At 70.8% G+C, this 19,282-nt stretch carries 19 protein-coding genes; 5 read left to right on the forward strand and 14 right to left on the reverse strand.

Going from position 1 to position 19,282, the window contains the following annotated elements:
- The 7 genes from IQ210_RS21650 to IQ210_RS21680 form a co-directional block, all read right to left on the reverse strand.
- Positions 1 to 687 carry a response regulator gene (locus IQ210_RS21650; RefSeq protein ID WP_194080714.1) on the reverse strand — a complete coding sequence of 229 codons (687 nt, stop codon included), beginning with the start codon at positions 685 to 687 and terminating at the stop codon, positions 1 to 3.
- Positions 684 to 3,227: a sensor histidine kinase gene (locus tag IQ210_RS21655; protein WP_194080715.1), complete on the reverse strand. Its 2,544-nt coding sequence runs from the start codon at positions 3,225 to 3,227 to the stop codon at positions 684 to 686. The genes IQ210_RS21650 and IQ210_RS21655 overlap by 4 nt, the downstream gene beginning before the upstream one ends.
- Positions 3,228 to 3,370: 143 nt before the next feature.
- Positions 3,371 to 4,063, reverse strand: a complete 693-nt coding sequence (locus tag IQ210_RS21660) for an ABC transporter ATP-binding protein (RefSeq protein ID WP_194080716.1) — start codon at positions 4,061 to 4,063, stop codon at positions 3,371 to 3,373.
- 72 nt (positions 4,064 to 4,135) lie between these two features.
- On the reverse strand, positions 4,136 to 5,302 hold the full coding sequence (locus IQ210_RS21665; protein WP_194080717.1) for an alginate lyase family protein: 1,167 nt from the start codon (positions 5,300 to 5,302) through the stop codon (positions 4,136 to 4,138).
- A gap of 159 nt (positions 5,303 to 5,461) precedes the next feature.
- On the reverse strand, positions 5,462 to 6,223 hold the full coding sequence (locus IQ210_RS21670) for a DUF3710 domain-containing protein (RefSeq protein WP_194080718.1): 762 nt from the start codon (positions 6,221 to 6,223) through the stop codon (positions 5,462 to 5,464).
- Position 6,224: 1 nt separating this feature from the next.
- Positions 6,225 to 6,776 carry a dUTP diphosphatase gene (dut, locus tag IQ210_RS21675; protein WP_194080719.1) on the reverse strand — a complete coding sequence of 184 codons (552 nt, stop codon included), beginning with the start codon at positions 6,774 to 6,776 and terminating at the stop codon, positions 6,225 to 6,227.
- Positions 6,773 to 7,357 (reverse strand): PaaI family thioesterase, encoded by a 585-nt coding sequence (locus IQ210_RS21680; protein WP_194080720.1) that lies wholly within the window; start codon positions 7,355 to 7,357, stop codon positions 6,773 to 6,775. Before IQ210_RS21680 ends, dut begins: the two co-directional genes overlap by 4 nt.
- Positions 7,358 to 7,415: 58 nt before the next feature.
- Here IQ210_RS21680 and IQ210_RS21685 point away from each other — a divergent pair, with 58 nt between their 5' ends.
- Positions 7,416 to 7,877 carry a DUF3093 domain-containing protein gene (locus IQ210_RS21685; protein WP_194080721.1) on the forward strand — a complete coding sequence of 154 codons (462 nt, stop codon included), beginning with the start codon at positions 7,416 to 7,418 and terminating at the stop codon, positions 7,875 to 7,877.
- A 56-nt stretch (positions 7,878 to 7,933) separates the two neighbouring features.
- On the opposite strand, the gene IQ210_RS21690 is transcribed toward IQ210_RS21685, so the two are convergent.
- The 4 genes from IQ210_RS21690 to IQ210_RS21705 all read right to left on the reverse strand — a co-directional run bounded on the left by IQ210_RS21690 (position 7,934) and on the right by IQ210_RS21705 (position 11,539).
- On the reverse strand, positions 7,934 to 8,935 hold the full coding sequence (locus tag IQ210_RS21690; protein WP_194080722.1) for a hypothetical protein: 1,002 nt from the start codon (positions 8,933 to 8,935) through the stop codon (positions 7,934 to 7,936).
- A 13-nt stretch (positions 8,936 to 8,948) separates the two neighbouring features.
- The gene (locus IQ210_RS21695) at positions 8,949 to 9,245 is read right to left on the reverse strand and encodes a DUF4193 domain-containing protein (RefSeq protein WP_005481602.1); all 297 of its coding nucleotides are present in this window, start codon (positions 9,243 to 9,245) and stop codon (positions 8,949 to 8,951) included.
- A gap of 393 nt (positions 9,246 to 9,638) precedes the next feature.
- Complete coding sequence (locus tag IQ210_RS21700) at positions 9,639 to 10,877, reverse strand: sensor histidine kinase (protein ID WP_194080723.1); 1,239 nt, start codon at positions 10,875 to 10,877, stop codon at positions 9,639 to 9,641.
- 8 nt (positions 10,878 to 10,885) lie between these two features.
- Positions 10,886 to 11,539, reverse strand: a complete 654-nt coding sequence (locus tag IQ210_RS21705; protein WP_007385219.1) for a response regulator transcription factor — start codon at positions 11,537 to 11,539, stop codon at positions 10,886 to 10,888.
- Between the two features lie 425 nt (positions 11,540 to 11,964).
- Here IQ210_RS21705 and IQ210_RS21710 point away from each other — a divergent pair, with 425 nt between their 5' ends.
- Positions 11,965 to 12,129 (forward strand): hypothetical protein, encoded by a 165-nt coding sequence (locus IQ210_RS21710; RefSeq protein ID WP_165951272.1) that lies wholly within the window; start codon positions 11,965 to 11,967, stop codon positions 12,127 to 12,129.
- A 270-nt stretch (positions 12,130 to 12,399) separates the two neighbouring features.
- Here the strand turns inward: IQ210_RS21710 and IQ210_RS21715 are convergent, their stop codons facing one another.
- Together IQ210_RS21715 and IQ210_RS21720 are read right to left on the reverse strand one after the other, a co-directional pair.
- Entirely contained in the window at positions 12,400 to 13,218 is an 819-nt protein-coding gene (locus IQ210_RS21715) for an inositol monophosphatase family protein (RefSeq protein WP_194080724.1), read from the reverse strand.
- A gap of 8 nt (positions 13,219 to 13,226) precedes the next feature.
- On the reverse strand, positions 13,227 to 14,354 hold the full coding sequence (locus IQ210_RS21720) for a ferrochelatase (protein ID WP_194080725.1): 1,128 nt from the start codon (positions 14,352 to 14,354) through the stop codon (positions 13,227 to 13,229).
- A 188-nt stretch (positions 14,355 to 14,542) separates the two neighbouring features.
- Here IQ210_RS21720 and IQ210_RS21725 point away from each other — a divergent pair, with 188 nt between their 5' ends.
- Both IQ210_RS21725 and IQ210_RS21730 read left to right on the forward strand, forming a co-directional pair.
- Positions 14,543 to 15,787 (forward strand): MFS transporter, encoded by a 1,245-nt coding sequence (locus IQ210_RS21725; RefSeq protein ID WP_194080726.1) that lies wholly within the window; start codon positions 14,543 to 14,545, stop codon positions 15,785 to 15,787.
- Entirely contained in the window at positions 15,747 to 17,066 is a 1,320-nt protein-coding gene (locus tag IQ210_RS21730) for a D-arabinono-1,4-lactone oxidase (protein ID WP_194080727.1), read from the forward strand. Before IQ210_RS21725 ends, IQ210_RS21730 begins: the two co-directional genes overlap by 41 nt.
- On the opposite strand, the gene IQ210_RS21735 is transcribed toward IQ210_RS21730, so the two are convergent.
- A complete protein-coding gene (locus IQ210_RS21735) occupies positions 16,990 to 17,700 on the reverse strand; it encodes a hypothetical protein (RefSeq protein WP_194080728.1) in 711 nt (236 codons plus the stop codon). The genes IQ210_RS21730 and IQ210_RS21735 overlap by 77 nt on opposite strands.
- 472 nt (positions 17,701 to 18,172) lie before the next feature.
- On the opposite strand from IQ210_RS21735, the gene sepH reads away from it, so the two are divergent.
- Complete coding sequence (gene sepH / locus IQ210_RS21740) at positions 18,173 to 19,219, forward strand: septation protein SepH (RefSeq protein WP_194080729.1); 1,047 nt, start codon at positions 18,173 to 18,175, stop codon at positions 19,217 to 19,219.
- Positions 19,220 to 19,282 lie beyond the last annotated feature (63 nt).

Consider the following 19,282-nt stretch of genomic DNA (forward strand, 5'->3'; position numbering starts at 1 on the left):
CTAGCCCTCGAACCGATAGCCCATACCCGGCTCGGTGATGAAGTGCTTGGGATGCGACGGGTCCGCCTCCAGCTTCCTGCGCAGTTGTGCCATGTACACCCGCAGGTAGTTCGTCTCCGTCCCGTACGACGGCCCCCACACCTCCTGGAGCAGCTGCTTCTGGCTGACCAGGCGGCCGCTGTTGCGCACCAGCACCTCCAGCAGATGCCATTCCGTGGGGGTCAGGCGTACGTCCTTGCCGCCGCGGTTGACCTTCTTCGCGGCGAGGTCGACGGTGAACTCGTCGGTCTCGACCGTGGTCACGTCGTCCTCGCCCGGGCCGACCGGCTCGGCCCGGCGGACGGCGGCCCGCAGCCGGGCCAGCAGCTCGTCCATGCCGAACGGCTTGGTGACGTAGTCGTCGGCGCCCGCGTCGAGGGCCTCGACCTTCTCGTCGGAGGAGTGCCGGGCGGACAGCACGAGGATCGGCACCCGGGTCCAGCCGCGCAGTCCTCTGATCACCTCGACGCCGTCCATGTCGGGCAGGCCGAGGTCGAGGACGACCACGTCGGGGTGGCGGGCAGCGGCCAGCTGGAGGGCGGTGGCGCCGTCGTGGGCCGCGTCGACCTCGTACTTGCGGGCCTTGAGGTTGATCACGAGGGCGCGCACGATCTGCGGCTCGTCTTCGATCACGAGCACCCGGGTCATGTGACCTGCCTTTCGGGTTGTACGAGCGGTCGTGGCCCGGGGGCCGCTTCCGCCGCTCTGAGGGTCAGCACCATGGTGAGGCCGCCGCCCGGCGTGTCCTCGGCGTCGAGGGTGCCTGCCATGGCCTCGGCGAAGCCGCGTGCGACGGCGAGGCCGAGTCCGACCCCGGCGCCGCGCGGGGCGTCGCCGTAACGCTGAAAGGGCGCGAAGATGCGTTCCTTGGCCTCGTCGGGGACGCCGGGACCGCGGTCGACCACCCGGACCTCGACCCGGTCGGCGATGGCGCTGGCGGAGACGAGGACGGGGCTGCCGGGCGGGCTGTACTTGACGGCGTTCTCCACCAGGTTGGCCACCGACCGCTCCAGCAGCCCGGCGTCGACGGCGACCATGGGCAGCGTCTCCGGAATGTCCAGCTCCACGCTGTCCTCCGGCACCCCGCCGAGCGCCATCGGCACCACCTCGTCGAGGTCGATCTCCCGGATGAGCGGCGTGACCGTGCCGGTCTGGAGGCGGGACATGTCCAGCAGGTTGCCCACGAGGTGGTCGAGCCGGTCGGCGCCCTCCTCGATGCCCTCCAGCAGCTCGGCCTGGTCCTCCTCGGACCACGCCACGTCGTCGGAGCGCAGCGAGGACACCGCGGCCTTGATCCCGGCGAGCGGGGTCCGCAGGTCGTGGCTCACGGCGGCCAGCAGGGCGGTGCGGATCCGGTTGCCCTCGGCCAGCGCACGGGCCTGCTCGGCCTCTTCCTGCAACCGCCGCCGGTCCAGGGCGACCGCGGCCTGCGCGGCGAACGCGGCGAGCACCCGGCGGTCCTCGGCGGGCAGCACCCGGCCGGTCAGGGCGAGGGCCATGTGGTCGCCGACCGGCATGTCGACGTCGGCGTCCTCCGGCCGCTCCACGGGACGGCCGAGACCTGCGCGGCCCGCGCAGGTCCAGGGCTCGACGTCGCTCGCCCGTTCCAGCAGGGCCGCCGACTCCATCCCGAAGGTCTCCCGGACGCGCTCCAGGAGCTCCTCAAGGCTGGTCTCGCCGCGCAGAACGTTCCCGGCGAGGAAGGAGAGGATCTCCGACTCCGCCCGCAACCTGGCCGCCTGATGGGTGCGCCGGGCTGCCAGGTCGACGACTGAGGCCACGGACACACCGACCCCGACGAAGATCACGATGGCGACGATGTTCTTCGGGTCGGCGATGGTCCAGTGGTGCAGGGGCGGTGTGTAGAAGTAGTTCAGGAGGAGCGAGCCGACCGCGGCCGAGGCCAGCGCGGGCAGCAGTCCGCCGAGCAGGGCGGCCGCCACCGTCACCGTCAGGAACAGCAGCATGTCGTTGGCGAGGCCCAGGTGGACGGTGTTGAGCAGCACCGCCAGCACGGCGGGGCCGGCCACGCCGACCGCCCAGCCCCAGATGATCCGCGCCCGCCCGAGCCGCGCGCCGCGGGCGACCGGCAGACCGCGCCCCTTGGCGACCTCGTCGTGCGTGACGATGTGGACGTCGAGGTCGGGCCCGGACTCCCGGGCGACCGTGGCGCCCACGCCCGGCCCGAAGACGTACTGCCAGCTCTTGCGGCGCGAGGAGCCGAGCACGATCTGCGTGGCGTTGACGCCTCGCGCGAAGTCGAGCAGCGCCGCGGGTATGTCGTCGCCGATCACATGGTGGAAGGTGCCGCCGAGGTCCTCGGCGAGGGTGCGCTGCACCGCGAGTTCCTTGGGCGAGGCGGCGGTCAGGCCGTCACTGCGGGCGATGTAGACGGCGAGCACCTCACCGCCCGCGCCCTTCTCGGCGAGCCGCGCGGCCCGGCGGATCAGCGTGCGCCCCTCGGGGCCGCCGGTCAGCCCGACGACGATGCGCTCGCGCGAGCCCCAGATCTTCGAGACCCGGTGGTCGCTGCGGTACTGCTTCAGGTACTCGTCGACCCGGTCGGCCACCCACAGCAGCGCCAGCTCGCGCAGCGCGGTGAGGTTGCCGGGGCGGAAGTAGTTCGACAGGGCGGCGTCGACCTTGTCCGGCTGGTAGATGTTGCCGTGCGCCATCCGCCGCCGCAGCGCCTCCGGGGACATGTCGACCAGTTCGATCTGGTCGGCCCGCCGCACCACCTCGTCCGGCACGGTCTCCCGCTGCCGGACCCCCGTGATCGACTCCACGACGTCCCCGAGGGACTCCAGGTGCTGGATGTTGACCGTCGACACGACGTCGATCCCGGCCGCGAGGAGTTCCTCCACGTCCTGCCAGCGCTTGGCGTTGCGGGAGCCGGGGACGTTGGTGTGGGCGAGTTCGTCCACCAGGGCGACCGCGGGGGCGCGCCGCAGCACCGCGTCGACGTCCATCTCGCGGAAGACGGTCCCCCGGTACTCCAGCTCCCGGCGGGCGACCTCCTCCAGGCCGTGCAGCATGACCTCGGTGCGCGGCCGGGCGTGGGGTTCGACGTAGGCCACGACGCAATCGGTGCCGCGCTCGATGCGCCGGTGCGCCTCGGAGAGCATCGCGTACGTCTTGCCGACGCCCGGTGCCGCACCGAGGTAGATCCGAAGCTTGCCGCGTCCCATGGGTCCCATTGTCTTCCGGTCACTGCTGCCTACGCAGCGTCGACCTTACGGCCACCAAGTGCGGCAAAAGGGGTCGAGGGCCCGTCGGCGGACCGTCTTTGACGCAACTCTGACGGCGCCCCCGGAGCGTCCCGGACCTCGGCTCAGACCTCGACGATCTCCCCATCGCTCAGCTCCAGCACCCGGTCGGCCAGGTCCAGCAGCGTCGCGTCGTGCGTGGCGACGAGGGCGGTGACGTTCTCACTGCGGACGACGGCTCTCAGCAGTTCCATGACGGCGTGCCCGGTCTCCGCGTCGAGCTGGCCGGTCGGCTCGTCGGCGACGAGCAGCGAGGGGCTGTTGGCGAGGGCGCGGGCGATGGCGACGCGCTGCTGCTGGCCGCCGGAGAGCTCGGTGGGCCGCTGGCCGGCGTGGTCGGCGAGGCCCACCAGGGACAGCAGCAGCTCGACGCGCTCCTCACGCGCGCGTGCCTCGGCCCGGCGCAGTCTCATGGGGACGCCGACGTTCTCCGCGGCGGTGAGGATCGGGATGAGTCCGAAGGACTGGAAGACGAACCCGATGTGGTCCCGGCGCAGCGCCAGCAGTCCGTCCTCGTCCAGGCCGGCGAGGTCGCGGCCGCCGACCTCGACGCGCCCCTGGTCGGGTGCGTCGAGCCCGCCGACGATGTTGAGGAGCGTGGTCTTCCCGGACCCCGACCGCCCCTTGAGGGCGACGAGTTCCCCGCGCGGCACCTCCAGCGAGACCCCGCGCAGCGCGTGGACGACGCCGGCGCCGCGGCCGTAGGACTTGTGGACGTTCTCGACCCGGACCATGGTCTCGGTGACCACCTGGCTCATGTGCCCCTCCCCCGTGAAGCCGACGACCGGGCGCCAGTATCACGAAGGGCGCCCGGCATGTTCAACGGTCGGTCAGCTCGGATTGTCCCCGTGGGTGAGGGTCTCCCAGGCCACGAAGAGGTTGTTGGAGCCGGCCGGGCGGTTCCGCTCGGTCAGGGTCTGGGTGTTGGTCATGGCGATGCCGAGGCGGTTGTGGAGGGCGTTGTAGCCGACCTCGGTGACCGGTCCGAGCCCGAGTTTGAGCGATCCGCCGCACAGCCAGCTGGGCACGGCGGTCCCCAGCTCGTACTTCGCCTGGAACCCGAGCGCCTGCCGCAGCCGCTCGCCCACGTCGGTGCCGTACAGGTCCTGCCCCTGGATGCGGCTGGTCTCGGCCACGTGCGAGATGGCGGAGATGCCGTAGCCGGTGTGCGTGAGGTCGCGGCAGGTCTCCTGGGTGAGGCCGGTGACGAAGGTGGACTGTCCCTGCCAGTACGCGACGATCTTCGCGGTGGTGTCGAGGTTCTGGCTCGGCACGGTCTTGGGCACCGAGCCGTCGGAGGCGAGGTAGACGTAGGCGGCGGTACGGGTGCGGAACTTCGCCATGGCCTTGTCGTACGACGCCTTGTCCTCCAGGAAGACGGAGATGCCGACGGCGGCCTCCATCATCGACAGCTCCCAATTGCCGTTGGAGTTGGAGCCGTTGATGATCTCGGGGAGGTAGACGTTGCGGAGCATGGTCGCGAAGCGCCCCGAGTTGGCCCAGCCGCCGGTGTACGTGTACTTGATGATCTCGGCGGCCTTGGGCCAGGAGGAGCCGGCCCAGCCGGTCTGGAGGGGCGCGTTGCTGTTGGTGTGGTCCGTGATCGTCGCGGACCAGGCGTCCATCAGCTGGATGGCCTTCTTCGCGTACCGCTCGTCGCGGGTGATGTACCAGGCGAGGGCGTCGGTGTACGCGGCTATGGCGTCCTCTCGCTCGTCGGTGCAGCCGTAGTTGGGGTTGGAGTAGGAGCCGCACTCGACGACCGCGCGGGGCTTGGGGGTGCGGTTCAGATCGGCGTACTTGCTGGCCAGCATCTGGTCGAAGGCGCCCTTCCAGGGCTGGGCACCGGCGTTGACCTTGCTGCGGGCGAAGTCCAACTGGCTCTGGGAGACGGTGACTCCGGGGTGGGCGAAGGTGGTGGGCGCGGCGTCGGCGGGCCAGGCGAGGGCACCGGCGACGAGGGCGGCCGCGGCCGTGAGGAGAGCGGTTCTGCGCATACGTGGGGGGCCTTCCGTTCTCGTATATGAACGTGAAGCGCCTTTATGAACAGACGCGTTGGGCCGAGACGGTAGGTACAGACCAATGCGCCGTCAAGAGTCCGCGCACGCAAAAGGGCCGCACCCCTATCACGGGGTGCGGCCCTCTCGTACGTCTGGCTAGCGGACCTCGGTGATCTCCGGGCCGCGCTGCAACTGGCCCATGCCGCCGGAGAAGCGGGAGCCCTCCTCCTGCTGCTGGACGCCCTCGGGGACCATCTGGGCGTCGTTCGGCAGCTTCAGGACGATCGGGTCGCGGGGCGCCATCGGCCCCTCGCCGCGGACCACGACCGTGTCCCGGAAGATCTGCTCCAGGAGACCGGCCGCCTGCGGCTGCACCGCGCCCTGGCCCGAGATCACACCGCGCAGGAACCAGCGCGGACCGTCCACACCGACGAACCGCACGACCTGGAAACCGCCCGTGCCGTCCGGCAGCTGCACCGGCACCTGCGCCCGCAGCTCCCAGCCCAGCGGACCCTCGACCTCGTCGACGATGCCGCCCTGCTGGGTGATGCCGGTGGCGATCTCCTCGCGCACCTCGCCCCAGATGCCCTCGCGCTTGGGAGCGGCGAAGGCCTGCAGCTGGACGGCGCTGTCGCGCAGCACGACGGTCGCCGCGACGATCGCGTCGCCCGCGACCTCGACCCGCAGCTCCATGCCGTCGACACCGGGCACGAACAGACCGCCCAGGTCCACGCGGCCCTCGCCGGGCTCGCGCACCTCGGAGTCGTCCCAGGGCCCGTCGGGCCGCGGCTCGGGCTCGAGCCTCACGCGCTCGCGCTCGCCCTCGTCGTCCGCCTCAGTGTCGACACTGTCGACGACCTGCTCGGCCTCGCCGGCCGCGCCCTCGGCGGCATCCTTCTTCTTGCGACGTCCGAACACGTCACTGTCCTTCCCGGTCGGATACGACCGAAGCGTATCGATTCCCACCCGTTGTGCCGCCGTCGGCGGCCTGACCGCTTGTGCTGTTCGTACCGGCCACCGCGGCATGGCCTCCGGTGGACCCGAAGCCCCCTTCGGCCCGCACCGAGTCGGGCAGCTCCGCGACCTCCTGGAAGCTGACCCGCTCGACCTGCTGGACGACCAGTTGGGCGATCCGGTCGAAGCGCTCGAACCGCACCGCCTCGCGCGGGTCGAGATTCACCACGATCACCTTGATCTCCCCACGGTACCCGGCATCAACCGTCCCCGGGGCATTCACGAGAGCGACACCGCAGCGGGCGGCGAGACCGGATCGCGGGTGCACGAAGGCCGCGTACCCCTCCGGCAGCGCGACAGACACCCCGGTGGGCAGCACGACCCGCTCGCCGGGCTTCAGTTCACAGCCCTCGGTGGTGCGCAGATCGGCTCCCGCGTCACCGGGGTGCGCGTACGACGGAAGCGGTACGTCGGGGTCGACGCGCCGGATCAGCACGTTCACGGGTTCACGGCTCACGGGTTCACCTCGAAGGCACGGGCACGCCGGACCTGGTCCGGGTCGTTCATGGCGGCCCGGATCTCCTCCGGGCGGCCGTTGTCGATGAAGTGGTCGACCTTCACCTCGACGAAGAGCGCGTCCGCGCGGACGGCGACGGGGCCTTCGGGGCCGCCGATCCGCCCGGTCGCGGTGGAGTAGATCTTGCGCCCGGCGACGGCCGTGACATGGGCCTCCAGGTACAGCACCGTGCCCACGGGGACGGGCCGTACGAAGTCGGTCTCCAGGCGTCCGGTCACCGCGATCGTGCGCAGCAGCCAGTTCAGCGAGCCGAGCGTCTCGTCGAGGGCGGTCGCCAGCACCCCGCCGTGCGCGAGACCGGGGGCACCCTGGTGGGCGGGGCGGACGGTGAACTCGGCGGTGACCGAGACGCCTTCGCCCGCGCGGGCCGCCAGATGCAGCCCGTGGGCCTGACCGCCACCGCAGCCGAAGCACTCGCCGTAGTGCGCGCCGAGCAGCTCACCGGGCGCGGGCGCGTCGGGATGACGCACCGGCGACACCGCGTCGGCGGGAGGCTGAAGAGCTGCGGAAGTACCACTCACAGCCGCAGACCTTACCCGCGCGTCGGCCGTGTTCTAACACCGTGCCAAGCTTGGATTCATGCAGCTCTCCGCGACCCCGTACGAAGAACGCCTCACCGCCCCCCGCTCGTGGTGGCTGATCTCGTTCCTGGTGGGGGTCTCCTTCGCCCTCATCCTGCTGCCGTTCGGCACCCTGCCGCTGCTCGGCGGCCTGGTCGGCGGCACCGCGGCGGCGGCGGTCCTCGCCAGCTCCTACGGCTCGCAGCGCATCCGGATCGTCGGCGACTCGCTGATCGCCGGAGAGGCGAAGATCCCGGTCACGGCCCTGGGCGAGACGGAGATCCTGGACGCGGAGGAGGCGCGCGCCTGGCGCACGTACAAGGCCGACACCCGTGCCTTCCTGCTGCTGCGTGCCTACATCCCGACGGCGCTGCGCGTCGTGGTCACCGATCCCGAGGACCCGACGCCGTACCTGTACCTGTCCACGCGTGAGCCGGAGCGGCTGGCGGAGGCGATCAGGCAGGCGCGGGAAGCCGCGTAGAACATTCGCGCCAGTGGTCACCCGTCGGGCGTGGCCACGGGAATCTCACGCAACTCTTACCGGCCGCGTCGGCCGTCACCGTGCCCGCGGCCGAGCTCCTTCGCGACGTCCCCGACCGTCAGGGGGTCCGCGGGCGACTCCAGCGGCGGGAGCTCGGGAAGCGCGTCCCAGGGCACCTGGATCTTGCGCAGGTCCGCGCGGATGCGTCCGGCGAGCTTTCTGGTGTCCCGGCGGTTCATGACCGCGCCCACGGCCGCGCCGACCATGAACGGCATGAGGTTCGGCAGGTCCCGGACCATCCGCTTCATGATCTGCTGCCGCAGCTGGTTCTTCATCGGGCCGCTGAGGGCCGAGTTGATCGTCGACGGCTTGGTCACGTCGATGCCGCGCTCGCCCGACCAGGAGTTCAGGTAGGCAGTGCTGCGGTCCTTGAGATTGCCCGGCGGTCGCACGCCGTAGACCTCGTGGAGCTCGGCGATCAGTTTGAGCTCGATCGCCGCGACCCCGGTGATCTCCGCGGCCAGTTCCGTCGGCATCGCGGGCGGTACGGGCAGCATCGCCGCCGCGCCGACACCGGCACCGACCGTCGCGGTGGCCGTCGCCGCGCCCGCCACGAGCTTGTCGGCGAGCTGCTCGGGCGTCAGGCCCGGGAACTGCCTGCGCAGCGTCTGGAGGTCGCGTACGGGGATTCTGGGGGCGTTGTCGATGATCCGGTCGGCGAGGTACGCCAGGCCCGCCCTGGCGCGGCTGCCGCCCTTGCGGACGCCTTCCCCGACCTTTTCCCGGATGACCGCGGCCCGCCGCTTGGCGACGGGCGCGGGGTACTGCTCCGCGGGCGCCGGGAGGTCACTCCGGCCGGCCGCGGGTTCGAGCGAGGCCGATCCCGTATCGGAAGGTCCCGTACCGGAATTTCCTGTACCGGAAGTTCCCGCACCGGATGCTCCCGTACGAGATGAGCCCCGCTCGTCGTCACGCGCGCCGTGAGGGCCGTCGGACGGCCCTTGGTCCGCTCCCGGCAGGTGGGAGCGGCGCTTCCAGGGAGGGGTCGAGCCAGTCACGGCCGACCCGTCCTCAGTCGCAGTCGCGGCAGATCGGCTGACCGTTCTTCTCGCGGGCCAGCTGGCTGCGGTGGTGCACCAGGAAGCAGCTCATGCATGTGAACTCGTCCTGCTGCTTGGGCAGCACCCGGACGGCCAGCTCCTCGTTCGAGAGGTCCGCGCCGGGCAGCTCCAGGCCTTCCGCGGCCTCGAACTCGTCGACGTCCACGGCGGAGGTCGACTTGTCGTTCCTCCTGGCCTTCAGCTCTTCAAGGCTGTCCGAGTCGACGTCGTCGTCGGTCTTGCGTGGGGTGTCGTAATCCGTTGCCATGTCGCTCTCCCCCTCTGGGTGTCTGCGGTGTCTCCAGCGCACGTAACGCGTGAGAGGCCGGACTTGTGCCCGACCCGAGGCGGAGATTTTGCCTCACATCAAGGTCTGTTACTCAATCGACACCCAACCGGACTCCTCATGAGTGATCGGCTGGGATGGCGATGGGGACCGTACACGGTCCGAATGCCGCACTTCAAAGGCGTCTCACCGTGTACTTCCCGTGATCAAGGCCCCCGAAAACCCGGACTTTCCCGGCTTTCCGACTGCCTTCTTGATCACTGTCAGTAGATGGCCGGAAATTCGCCCTTGTGATCGATCACACACGGGACGGCTCGACGAGTGCCCAGAAAATTCCGCGCAAAGCGAACATCCCCGTGTGTCGGCGACATGCTCTCAGATCGGCAGGGTGACCCGCATCACGAGCCCTCCCCCCTCTCGCGGCTGTGCGTAGATGTGCCCGCCGTGCGCCCGCGCGACCGATCGCACGATCGACAGACCGAGCCCGACACCCTTGTCGCTGCCGGTCCGGTCGGCCCCCCGCAGCCGCTTGAACGGCTCGAAGAGGTTGTCGATCTCGTACGCCGGCACGACCGGCCCCGTGTTCGACACGACCAGCACCGCCTGACCGTGCTGGACCTCGGTGGTGACCTCGACCCAGCCGTCCTCCTGCACGTTGTACCGCACGGCGTTCTGTACGAGGTTCAGCGCGATCCGCTCCAGCAGGACGCCGTTGCCCTGGACGACCGCGGACTGCCGCGCGCCGCGGATCTCGACGCCCTTGGCCTCGGCCTCGGCGTGCACCTGGTCGACGGCCTGCTCGGCGACCTCGGCGAGGTCCACCGGCTTGCGCTCGACGATCTGGTTGTCGCTGCGGGCGAGCAGCAGCAGGCCCTCCACGAGCTGCTCGCTGCGCTCGTTGGTGGCCAGCAGCGTCTTGCCGAGCTGCTGGAGCTCCACGGGCGCGCCCGGGTCGGAGAGGTGCACCTCCAGCAGCGTGCGGTTGATCGCCAGCGGTGTTCTCAGCTCGTGCGAGGCGTTGCCGACGAAGCGCTGCTGGGCCGTGAAGGCCCGCTGGAGGCGCTCCAGCATGTCGTCGAAGGTGTCGGCCAGCTCCTTCAGCTCGTCGTCCGGTCCGTCCAGCTCGATCCGCCGGGAGAGGTCCGAGCCCGCCACCGCGCGGGCGGTACGGGTGATCCGGCCGAGCGGGGACAGGACGCGGCCCGCCATGGCGTAGCCGAAGGCGAAGGCGATGATCGCGAGGCCGAGGAGGGCGAGGAGGGAACGGCTGAGGAGGTTGTCGAGGGCGTGCTGACGCTGTTCGTTGACGCACTCGTTGAGGGCGTGGTTGAGGTCGGCCGCCGGCAGCTGCGTGGAGGTGATGTTGCAGCTCTCGCTGGACACCGTGCCGGTGACGACCTTGAAGGGCAGGTCGCTGCCGACGTTCAGCGCGTTTGCCGCCAGCAGGTAGATGATCGACAGCAGCAGGATGCCCGCGATCAGGAACATCCCGCCGTACAGCAGGGTCAGCCTTATGCGGATGGTGGGACGCAGCCAGGGGAACGGGGGCTCCGGCCTGCGGGGGTCCCAGGTGGGCTTCGGGGGCGCCTCAGGAGGCGCGGGGGTCGCGGCCACGGTGCGGCTCAGATCCGGTAACCCGAGCCGGGGACGGTGACGATGACGGGCGGCTCGCCCAGCTTGCGGCGCAGGGTCATGACGGTCACGCGCACGACATTCGTGAACGGGTCCGTGTTCTCGTCCCAGGCCTTCTCCAGGAGCTGCTCCGCGGAGACGACGGCGCCCTCGGAGCGCATCAGCACCTCCAGAACGGCGAACTCCTTGGGCGCGAGCTGGACTTCCTTGCCGTCGCGGAAGACCTCGCGGCGGTTCGGGTCGAGCTTGATGCCGGCGCGCTCCAGGACAGGCGGCAGCGGCACGCTGGTCCGGCGGCCGAGGGCACGCACGCGTGCCGTGAGCTCGCTGAACGCGAAGGGCTTGGGCAGATAGTCGTCGGCGCCGATCTCCAGGCCCTCGACCCGGTCGCTGACGTCGCCGGACGCGGTGAGCATCAGCACGCGCGTGGGCATGCCGAGCTCGACGATCTTGCGGCAGACGTCGTCGCCGTGGACGAGGGGGAGGTCGCGGTCGAGGACGACCACGTCGTAGTCGTTGACGCCGATGCGCTCCAGGGCGGCCGCACCGTCGTACACGACGTCGACGGCCATGGCCTCCCGGCGCAGTCCGGTGGCCACCGCATCGGCGAGCAGCTGCTCGTCCTCGACGACGAGTACGCGCACGTCGCTTGTCCTTCCTGTGTCCACCCGTGTCCACTCGCGTAGCGCTTCTCGGGCACACGGGCAGGGGTGTCGGTGAGTGTGTTGACCTCCATCCTGCCCTTTTCGGCCATAAGTCGGCTGTAAGGCGGGTGAGCACCGGCTGAACGACACGTATGAAGCCCGGGAATGCGAGATTTTCTCGTGCGGTTGAGGTTTCCGTGAAGGAGAGCGGGGGGAGGACGGCTTTACACCCCGCGATCACGCTCTGCATGTGCCGCAGCACCATGCGGTACACCGCAATCCGCTTTCCGCAGAGTGGGCGTGGGTGTCCGGCGCCGTCGCCGCCCAGCAGGGCAGCGCTGGGCATCTGCTTCAGGCGTGATCGCCCCTTCCGAACGGCACACCCCCGTGCCACCGACCCACGACCCAGGACGAGGGGGCGCAGCATGGACGCATTCACCGCAGGACTTCTGCAGCGCATAAGGACGACCGAGTCCGACCTGACGCGGGCTCGCGACGAGGGCGACGACTTCCTCGTCGAGGTGGAACAGGCCGAGCTCGACGACCTGCGCCGCCTGGCCTACGAGCATGGTGTGGAGGTCGGCGCGTAGCGTCTGATCAGCACCTCGGTACGACAGCACGGCAGCAGCCCCCGGTGAATCCAGCACCGGGGGTTGCTTTTTTGGTTGTGGGACAAACGCCGGCCAAAGCCTCCTGAGCCAACGGCGCAGGCCCACCAAGGCCCACTGTCTGCGGGCCACCGGCCGGGAGGGAGCCGAAGGGCGCGCCGGTGTCGAGAGTGCGAACGCGCGGAGGCCCGAAGGGCTGAGCACGATCGTGCTCTCGACACCGGCTTAAAGCGCCCGTAGGCGACCGACCAATCAATCCTGCCAGGCGCCGAAGTCCTCCAGGAGGTGCTGGAGGGGCTCGAAGACGCCCGGGGTGGCGGCGATCGCCAGGTGGTGTGCGGGGCGTTCTCCGGGGCGGCCACCGGTCAGGGCGCCCGCTTCCCGGGCGATCAGGTCGCCTGCGGCTAGGTCCCAGGGGTGCAGGCCGCGTTCGTAGTAGCCGTCCAGGCGGCCCGCCGCCACGTCGCAGAGGTCGACCGCGGCCGAGCCGCTGCGGCGGATGTCGCGGAGGAGGGGGATCAGGCGCTGGGCCACCTCGGCCTGGTGGGTGCGGACCTCCAGGACGTAGTTGAAGCCCGTCGAGACCAGGGCCTGGTCGAGGGGCGGTGCGGGGCGGCAGGCCAGCCGGCGGTCGCCGGACCACGTGGGGCCCGTCGCCCAGGCGCCCTCACCGCGGACCGCGTGGTACGTCTCGCCCCGCATCGGTGCCGCCACGACGCCGACGACCGTCTCGCCGTTCACCTCGGCGGCGATGGAGACCGCCCAAGTGGGCAGTCCGTAGAGGTAGTTGACCGTGCCGTCGAGAGGGTCGATCACCCAGCGGACGCCGCTCGTGCCCTCGTTGGAGGCGCCCTCCTCGCCCAGGAAGCCATCGTCCGGGCGGTGCGCGGAGATCAGGTCCGTGATCAGTTTCTCCGCCGCGATGTCCATCTCCGTGACCACGTCGATGGGGCTCGACTTGGTCTTCGCCACCTCAAGGTCGGCCGGGCGGCCGTCCCGGAGCAGGGCGCCGGCGCGGCGGGCCGCCTCCTGGGCGAGCTTGAGCAGTTCGGTGTGGAGGAGGTCGGTCACGGGGGTCCTCACGCGTAGGGGCTGTCGGCGCCGGCGGCGGCCGGGCGGGGGGCTCGGGCGGGGCAGCAGCCGACCGGGCAGAGGTTGTGGCTCGGGCCCAGCGCACCGAGGGCGCACGGGGTGACCTCCTGGCCGCGTTCCGTCGCCGCCCGCTCCAGGATCAGGTCCCGGACGGCCGCCGCGAAGCGCGGGTCGGCCCCGACCGTGGCCGAGCGGCGCATCGGCAGGCCCAGTTCCTCCGCCTTGGCCTTGGCCTCCGTGTCGAGGTCGTAGAGGACCTCCATGTGGTCGGAGACGAAGCCGATGGGGGCGATCACGACGGCGGGGACGCCGGCCTCGTGGCGCTCCTCCAGGTGGTCGCAGATGTCCGGCTCCAGCCACGGGATGTGCGGGGCTCCGGAGCGCGACTGGTAGACGAGCTGCCAGGGGTGGTCCACGCCGGTGCGCTCGCGGACCGCGTCGGCGATCAGCCGCGCGACCTCCAGGTGCTGCTTCACGTACGCCCCGCCCTCGCCGTGGTCCTCGACCGGGCCCGAGGTGTCCGCCGAGGCGTTCGGGATGGAGTGGGTCGAGAAGGCGAGGTGGGCGCCGTCCCGCACGTCGTCGGGGAGGTCGGCCAGGGACTGCAGGACGCCCTCGATCATGGGCTCCAGGAAGCCCTCGTGGTTGTAGTAGTGGCGGAGCTTGTCGACCTCGGGGAGGTCGAGGCCCTCCGCCTCCAGGGCCGCGAGGGAGTCCGCGAGGTTCTCGCGGTACTGGCGGCAGCCCGAGTACGAGGCGTACGCGCTCGTGGCGAGGACGAGGATGCGGCGGCGGCCGTCGGCGACCATCTCGCGCAGGGTGTCCGTGAGGTACGGGGCCCAGTTGCGGTTGCCCCAGTAGACCGGCAGGTCCAGGCCGTGGTCGGCGAAGTCCTTGCGCAGGGCGTCGAGCAGGGCGCGGTTCTGGGCGTTGATGGGGCTCACGCCGCCGAAGAGGAAGTAGTGCTGCCCGACTTCCTTCAGGCGTTCCTTGGGGATGCCTCGCCCACGCGTCACGTTCTCCAGGAACGGGACCACGTCGTCCGGGCCTTCGGGGCCGCCGAACGAGAGCAGGAGCAGGGCGTCGTAGGGGGTGGCATCGCGCGCGTCTGGCATGGGTCGATCCTGTCATCCGGTACTGACAGGCGGGAAACGGTGGGGTGACGGACGGGGTTCCCGGGCCGTCCGAGCGGGTGCGTTAGGGTCGCCTTACTCGTAAGCTGTATCAGCTGCGTTCGCGCCTTACTGGGTTGCTGGACGCGGACCTTGCTGAGCCGCTTCACTTCCCTTGACCGGAGACCCCCGTGCCGAGCCCCTACCGCGCCCTGTTCGCCGCCCCCGGCTCCAAGGGCTTCTCCGCCGCGGGGTTCCTCGGCCGGATGCCGCTGTCGATGATGGGCATCGGCGTGGTGACCATGGTGTCCCAGCTGACGGGGCGGTACGGCCTCGCCGGCGCGCTGTCGGCCACCATGGCGCTCGCCGCGGCGGTGGCGGGGCCGCAGGTGTCGCGGCTGGTCGACCAGTACGGGCAGCGGCGGGTGCTGCGGCCGGCGACGCTCATCGCACTCGCCTCGGCGGCCGGGCTGCTGTTCGCGGCGCACTACGAGTGGGCCGACTGGACGCTGTACGTCTTCAGCGCGGGCATCGGGTGCGTGCCGAGCATCGGCGCGATGATCCGCGCGCGGTGGGCCGCCCTGTACCGGGACACCCCGCAGCTGCACACGGCGTACTCGTTCGAGTCGGTCGTCGACGAGGTGTGCTTCATCTTCGGGCCGATCATCTCCATCGGGCTGTCGACCGCGTGGTTCCCGGAGGCGGGGCCGCTGCTCGCCGCGTGCTTCCTCGCGGTCGGTGTCTTCTGGCTGACCTCGCAGCGGGCCACCGAGCCCGCGCCGCACCCGCGTGAGCGCCACGACGAGGGTGGCGGCAGCGCCCTGCGCTCCGCCGGCCTCCAGGTCCTGGTGGCCACCTTCGTGGCGACCGGGGCGATCTTCGGGGCCGTCGACGTGGTCACCGTCGCGTTCGCCGACGAGCAGGGCCACAAGGGGGCCGCGAGCGTCGTGCTCGCCCTCTACGCGGCGGGGTCGTGCGTGGCGGGGCTCGTGTTCGGGCTGTTGCGCTTCAAGGGGGCCCCGGAACCTCGCTGGCTGCTGGGCATATGCGCGATGGCCGTGAGTATGATCCCCCTCCTACTGGTCGGAAACTTGCCGTTTCTGGCCGTGGCGCTGTTCGTGGCGGGCCTGTCCATCGCTCCGACGATGATCACGACGATGTCCCTGATCGAGCAGCACGTACCACGCGCGCAACTGACCGAGGGCATGACCTGGATCAGCACCGGGCTCGCGGTCGGGGTCGCGCTCGGCTCCTCCGTGGCCGGCTGGGTCATCGACGCGGCCGGGGCGCAGGCCGGGTACGGGGTCCCGGCGGTGTCCGGGGCCGTCGCGGTCGCGGTCGGTTTCCTGGGGTACCGCCGGCTCAAGCGGCCGGTTCCGCGTCGGGGAGGCACGGTTGAGCACCACAGTGAGCGGCAAGAACGGCACGTGGCGTAACTGGGGCGGCAATGTCGCCGCGCGTCCCGCGCGGGAGGTCACTCCGGCCTCCGTGGAGGAACTGGCGGACGCCGTCCGGAAGGCCGCCGAGGACGGGCTGCGGGTCAAGCCCGTCGGCACCGGGCACTCCTTCACGTCCATCGCGGCGACCGACGGTGTGTTGATCCGCCCTCACCTGTTGAGCGGTATCCGCGACATCGACCGCGATGCCATGACCGTCACGGTCGGGGCGGGCACCCAGCTCAAGAGGCTCAACATGGCGCTCGCGCGCGAGGGGCTCTCGCTGCGGAACATGGGCGACATCATGGAGCAGACCGTCTCGGGCGCCACCAGCACCGGGACGCACGGCACGGGCCGGGAGTCGGGGTCGATCGCCGCCCAGATCAAGGGACTTGAGCTGGTCACCGCCGACGGGTCGGTGCTCACCTGCTCCGAGAAGGAGAACCCCGAGGTCTTCGCGGCGGCCCGGATCGGCCTGGGCGCGCTCGGCATCGTCACCGCGATCACGTTCGCGGTGGAGCCGGTCTTCCTGCTCACCGCGCGCGAGGAGCCGATGCCGTTCGACAAGGTGCTGGCCGACTTCGACGAGCTGTGGGCCGAGAACGAGCACTTCGAGTTCTACTGGTTCCCGCACACCGGCAGCACCAACACCAAGCGCAACAACCGCAGCGCGGGCCCGGAGAAGCCGGTGCCGCAGCTCCAGGGCTGGATCGAGGACGAGTTCCTCTCCAACGGCGTGTTCCAGGTGGCCCAGTGGGTCGGCCGCGCGGTGCCCGGCACGATCCCGGCGATCGCCCGGATCTCCAGCAAGGCGCTGTCCGCGCGGACGTACACCGACATCCCCTACAAGGTCTTCACATCGCCGCGCCGGGTGCGGTTCGTGGAGATGGAGTACGCCGTCCCGCGCGCGGCCGCGGTCGAGGTGCTGCGCGAGCTGCGGACCATGGTCGACCGTTCCGGGCTGAAGGTCAGCTTCCCCGTCGAGGTGCGCACCGCGCCCGCCGACGACATCACGCTGTCCACGGCGTCGGGGCGCGACAGCGCGTACATCGCCGTCCACATGGTCAAGGGCACCCCGTATCAGGCGTACTTCACCGCCGCCGAGCGGATCTTCACCGCGCACGAGGGGCGGCCGCACTGGGGCAAGGTGCACACGCGCGACGCAGAGTACTTCTCCGGGGTCTATCCGCGCTTCGGCGAGTTCACTGCCCTTCGGGATCGGCTTGATCCTGATCGGCGGTTCCAGAACGACTACTTGCGGCGGGTGTTGGGGTCGTAGTCGTCGACGCCGACGCCGACTCGCTCGGGGTGGGCGTCGCGTTGCTCTCCGTCGGGCTGGGTGTCGGCGTCGCGCTGGACGCCGTACCGCCACCGGACGAGGCGCTGCTCGACGGTGAGGGGTCGTCGGAGGCAGTCCGTGAGGGCGGCGAAGTGGTGGCGTCCGCACCGGACTTGCCGGGCCCTGCGGAGCTGCCGGTGTCGTGGCCGGTGACCGCGTCGGCGACCGTGGTGCCCTTGCCGCCGCTGAAGCTGTTGCCGGACGCCAGTTCATAGGTGGTGATGCCGGCCATGGTGACGCCGAAGACGAGGGCCGCGGCGACCAGGGGCCGCTTCCAGCTCCGGACCCGCGCGCGGTAGACGGTGCCCTCGGTGAACTCCCCGAGGCGCGGCGGCTGTTCCGGCTCTTGCGCCTTGGCGTCCCTCAGCTGTTCGCCGGTGCGTCTGAAGAGGTGCTGGAAGACGGAGCCCCCGCAGGTGGCGACCACGCTGACGAGGCCGGCGCCGAGGATCGTGCCGTACACCCCGAAACAGGAGGCGAGTTTGGCCGCCACCACGGCGGCCACCGCGGCGCCCGCCACCTGGGGCACGTTCAGATCGATCCGCTTCTCCCCGACATCGGGCCTTTCGCGCATTCCGGAACCTTGCCTGCCTTTCCCGCACTTGATCAACCAACTGCACGACAAAGGGACGTACGAACGAAAACGTTTAGTTCCGTTTCTGGCGATTCCGTGAAGTACGCCACGTTCAAGATCCGCAAATCCTTGCCAGGGACGGCCAAGTCCCACCCCTTGCAGGAAGTTGGGCGGCGCGCCAATCCACGCACGTGGTCCAAATGGAGTACTGTTGCGAGCCCTGGGTCCGGTCTCCCGCCTGGGCGTCCGTGGCCTTCAAGGACCGCCGGGAGGGGGCTAGTTGCACAGGGTGACGGAGTTGGTCACTTAGCGTTGCGAATAGGTAACCGTGCCATAACGGCGATCCAGGGCCCGTGCCCGACACGCCGGGCAACTCGGCAAGGTTGTGGCAGGCTGCACCCGGGCAGGCCACACTCGACTAGCGGAAGCAGCGACGCACGTGACGTCGGCAGGCACCACCCGGGAGGTCCCCATGCCCGAACTGCGTGTCGTGGCCGTCTCGAATGACGGCACACGGCTGGTGCTGAAGGCTGCGGACAGCACGGAGTACACGCTTCCGATTGACGAGCGTCTGCGCGCCGCCGTACGCGGCGACCGTCCCCGCCTCGGCCAGATCGAGATCGAGGTGGAGAGCCATCTCCGCCCCCGCGACATTCAGGCACGTATACGCGCCGGCGCGACGGCCGAAGAGGTCGCGCAGATGGCCGGCATCCCCGTCGACCGCGTGCGCCGTTTCGAGGGCCCCGTCCTCGCGGAGCGCGCCTTCATGGCCGAGCGGGCGCGCAAGACGCCCGTCCGCCGGCCCGGTGAGAACGCCGGACCACAGCTCGGCGAGGCCGTCCAGGAGCGACTGCTGCTGCGCGGCGCCGACAAGGACACCGTCCAGTGGGACTCCTGGCGCCGCGACGACGGCACCTGGGAGGTCCTGCTCGTCTACCTGGTCGCGGGCGAACCGCACTCGGCGAGCTGGACCTACGACCCGCCCCGCCGGCTCGTCCAGGCCGTCGACGACGAGGCGCGCTCGCTGATCGGTGAGTCCGACGACCTCGCGGCCTCGCCGGAGCCCAGCTTTCCCTTCGTACCGCGCATCGCCCGGCTGCCGCGCGACCGGCCGCTGGACCGTTCCCTCGACCGGGAACGCCTGGGGCTGCCCGCGCCGGCGCCCGAGCCGGTCGAGGAGGAGAGCGCGAGCGAACGCGACTCGCTGACCAGCCTGTTGGAGGCGGTGCCGAGCTTCCGGGGCGACCTGGTGGTCCCGGAGCGCCCGTCGGAGACCCCCGCCCCGGCGGAGGAGCCCGCCGACGAACCCGCGGCGGAGGCGCCTCCGGCGCCCGCGGCCTCGGCCGGTTCCGCCTACGCGGACGTCCTCATGCCCCGCTCCGTCGGCGCCCACCGCGACCGCCTCGTCGGCGCCACCGACCGGCAGGCGGAGGCGGACGGCGTCCGTCCGGGCCGCCGGGCGGCGGTCCCGAGCTGGGACGAGATCGTGTTCGGGACGCGGCGGAAGAAGCAGGAGTAGCAGGTCGTACGACGTCCAGGAGGGCCCGCGTCCATCGGCGCGGGCCCTCCTGCGTGTCGCGCG

It is taken from the genome of Streptomyces justiciae (assembly GCF_015163075.1).
GTDB lineage: Bacteria > Actinomycetota > Actinomycetes > Streptomycetales > Streptomycetaceae > Streptomyces > Streptomyces justiciae.

Bases quoted from the DNA above. Each gene is read 5' to 3' on its own strand.
- IQ210_RS21650 (WP_194080714.1), bottom strand. From the start codon at position 687: ATGACCCGGGTGCTCGTGATCGAAGACGAGCCGCAGATCGTGCGCGCC.
- IQ210_RS21655 (WP_194080715.1), bottom strand. From the start codon at position 3,227: ATGGGACGCGGCAAGCTTCGGATCTACCTCGGTGCGGCACCGGGCGTC.
- IQ210_RS21660 (WP_194080716.1), bottom strand. From the start codon at position 4,063: ATGAGCCAGGTGGTCACCGAGACCATGGTCCGGGTCGAGAACGTCCAC.
- IQ210_RS21665 (WP_194080717.1), bottom strand. From the start codon at position 5,302: ATGCGCAGAACCGCTCTCCTCACGGCCGCGGCCGCCCTCGTCGCCGGT.
- IQ210_RS21685 (WP_194080721.1), top strand. From the start codon at position 7,416: ATGCAGCTCTCCGCGACCCCGTACGAAGAACGCCTCACCGCCCCCCGC.
- IQ210_RS21695 (WP_005481602.1), bottom strand. From the start codon at position 9,245: ATGGCAACGGATTACGACACCCCACGCAAGACCGACGACGACGTCGAC.
- IQ210_RS21710 (WP_165951272.1), top strand. From the start codon at position 11,965: ATGGACGCATTCACCGCAGGACTTCTGCAGCGCATAAGGACGACCGAG.
- IQ210_RS21720 (WP_194080725.1), bottom strand. From the start codon at position 14,354: ATGCCAGACGCGCGCGATGCCACCCCCTACGACGCCCTGCTCCTGCTC.
- IQ210_RS21735 (WP_194080728.1), bottom strand. From the start codon at position 17,700: ATGCGCGAAAGGCCCGATGTCGGGGAGAAGCGGATCGATCTGAACGTG.
- sepH (WP_194080729.1), top strand. From the start codon at position 18,173: ATGCCCGAACTGCGTGTCGTGGCCGTCTCGAATGACGGCACACGGCTG.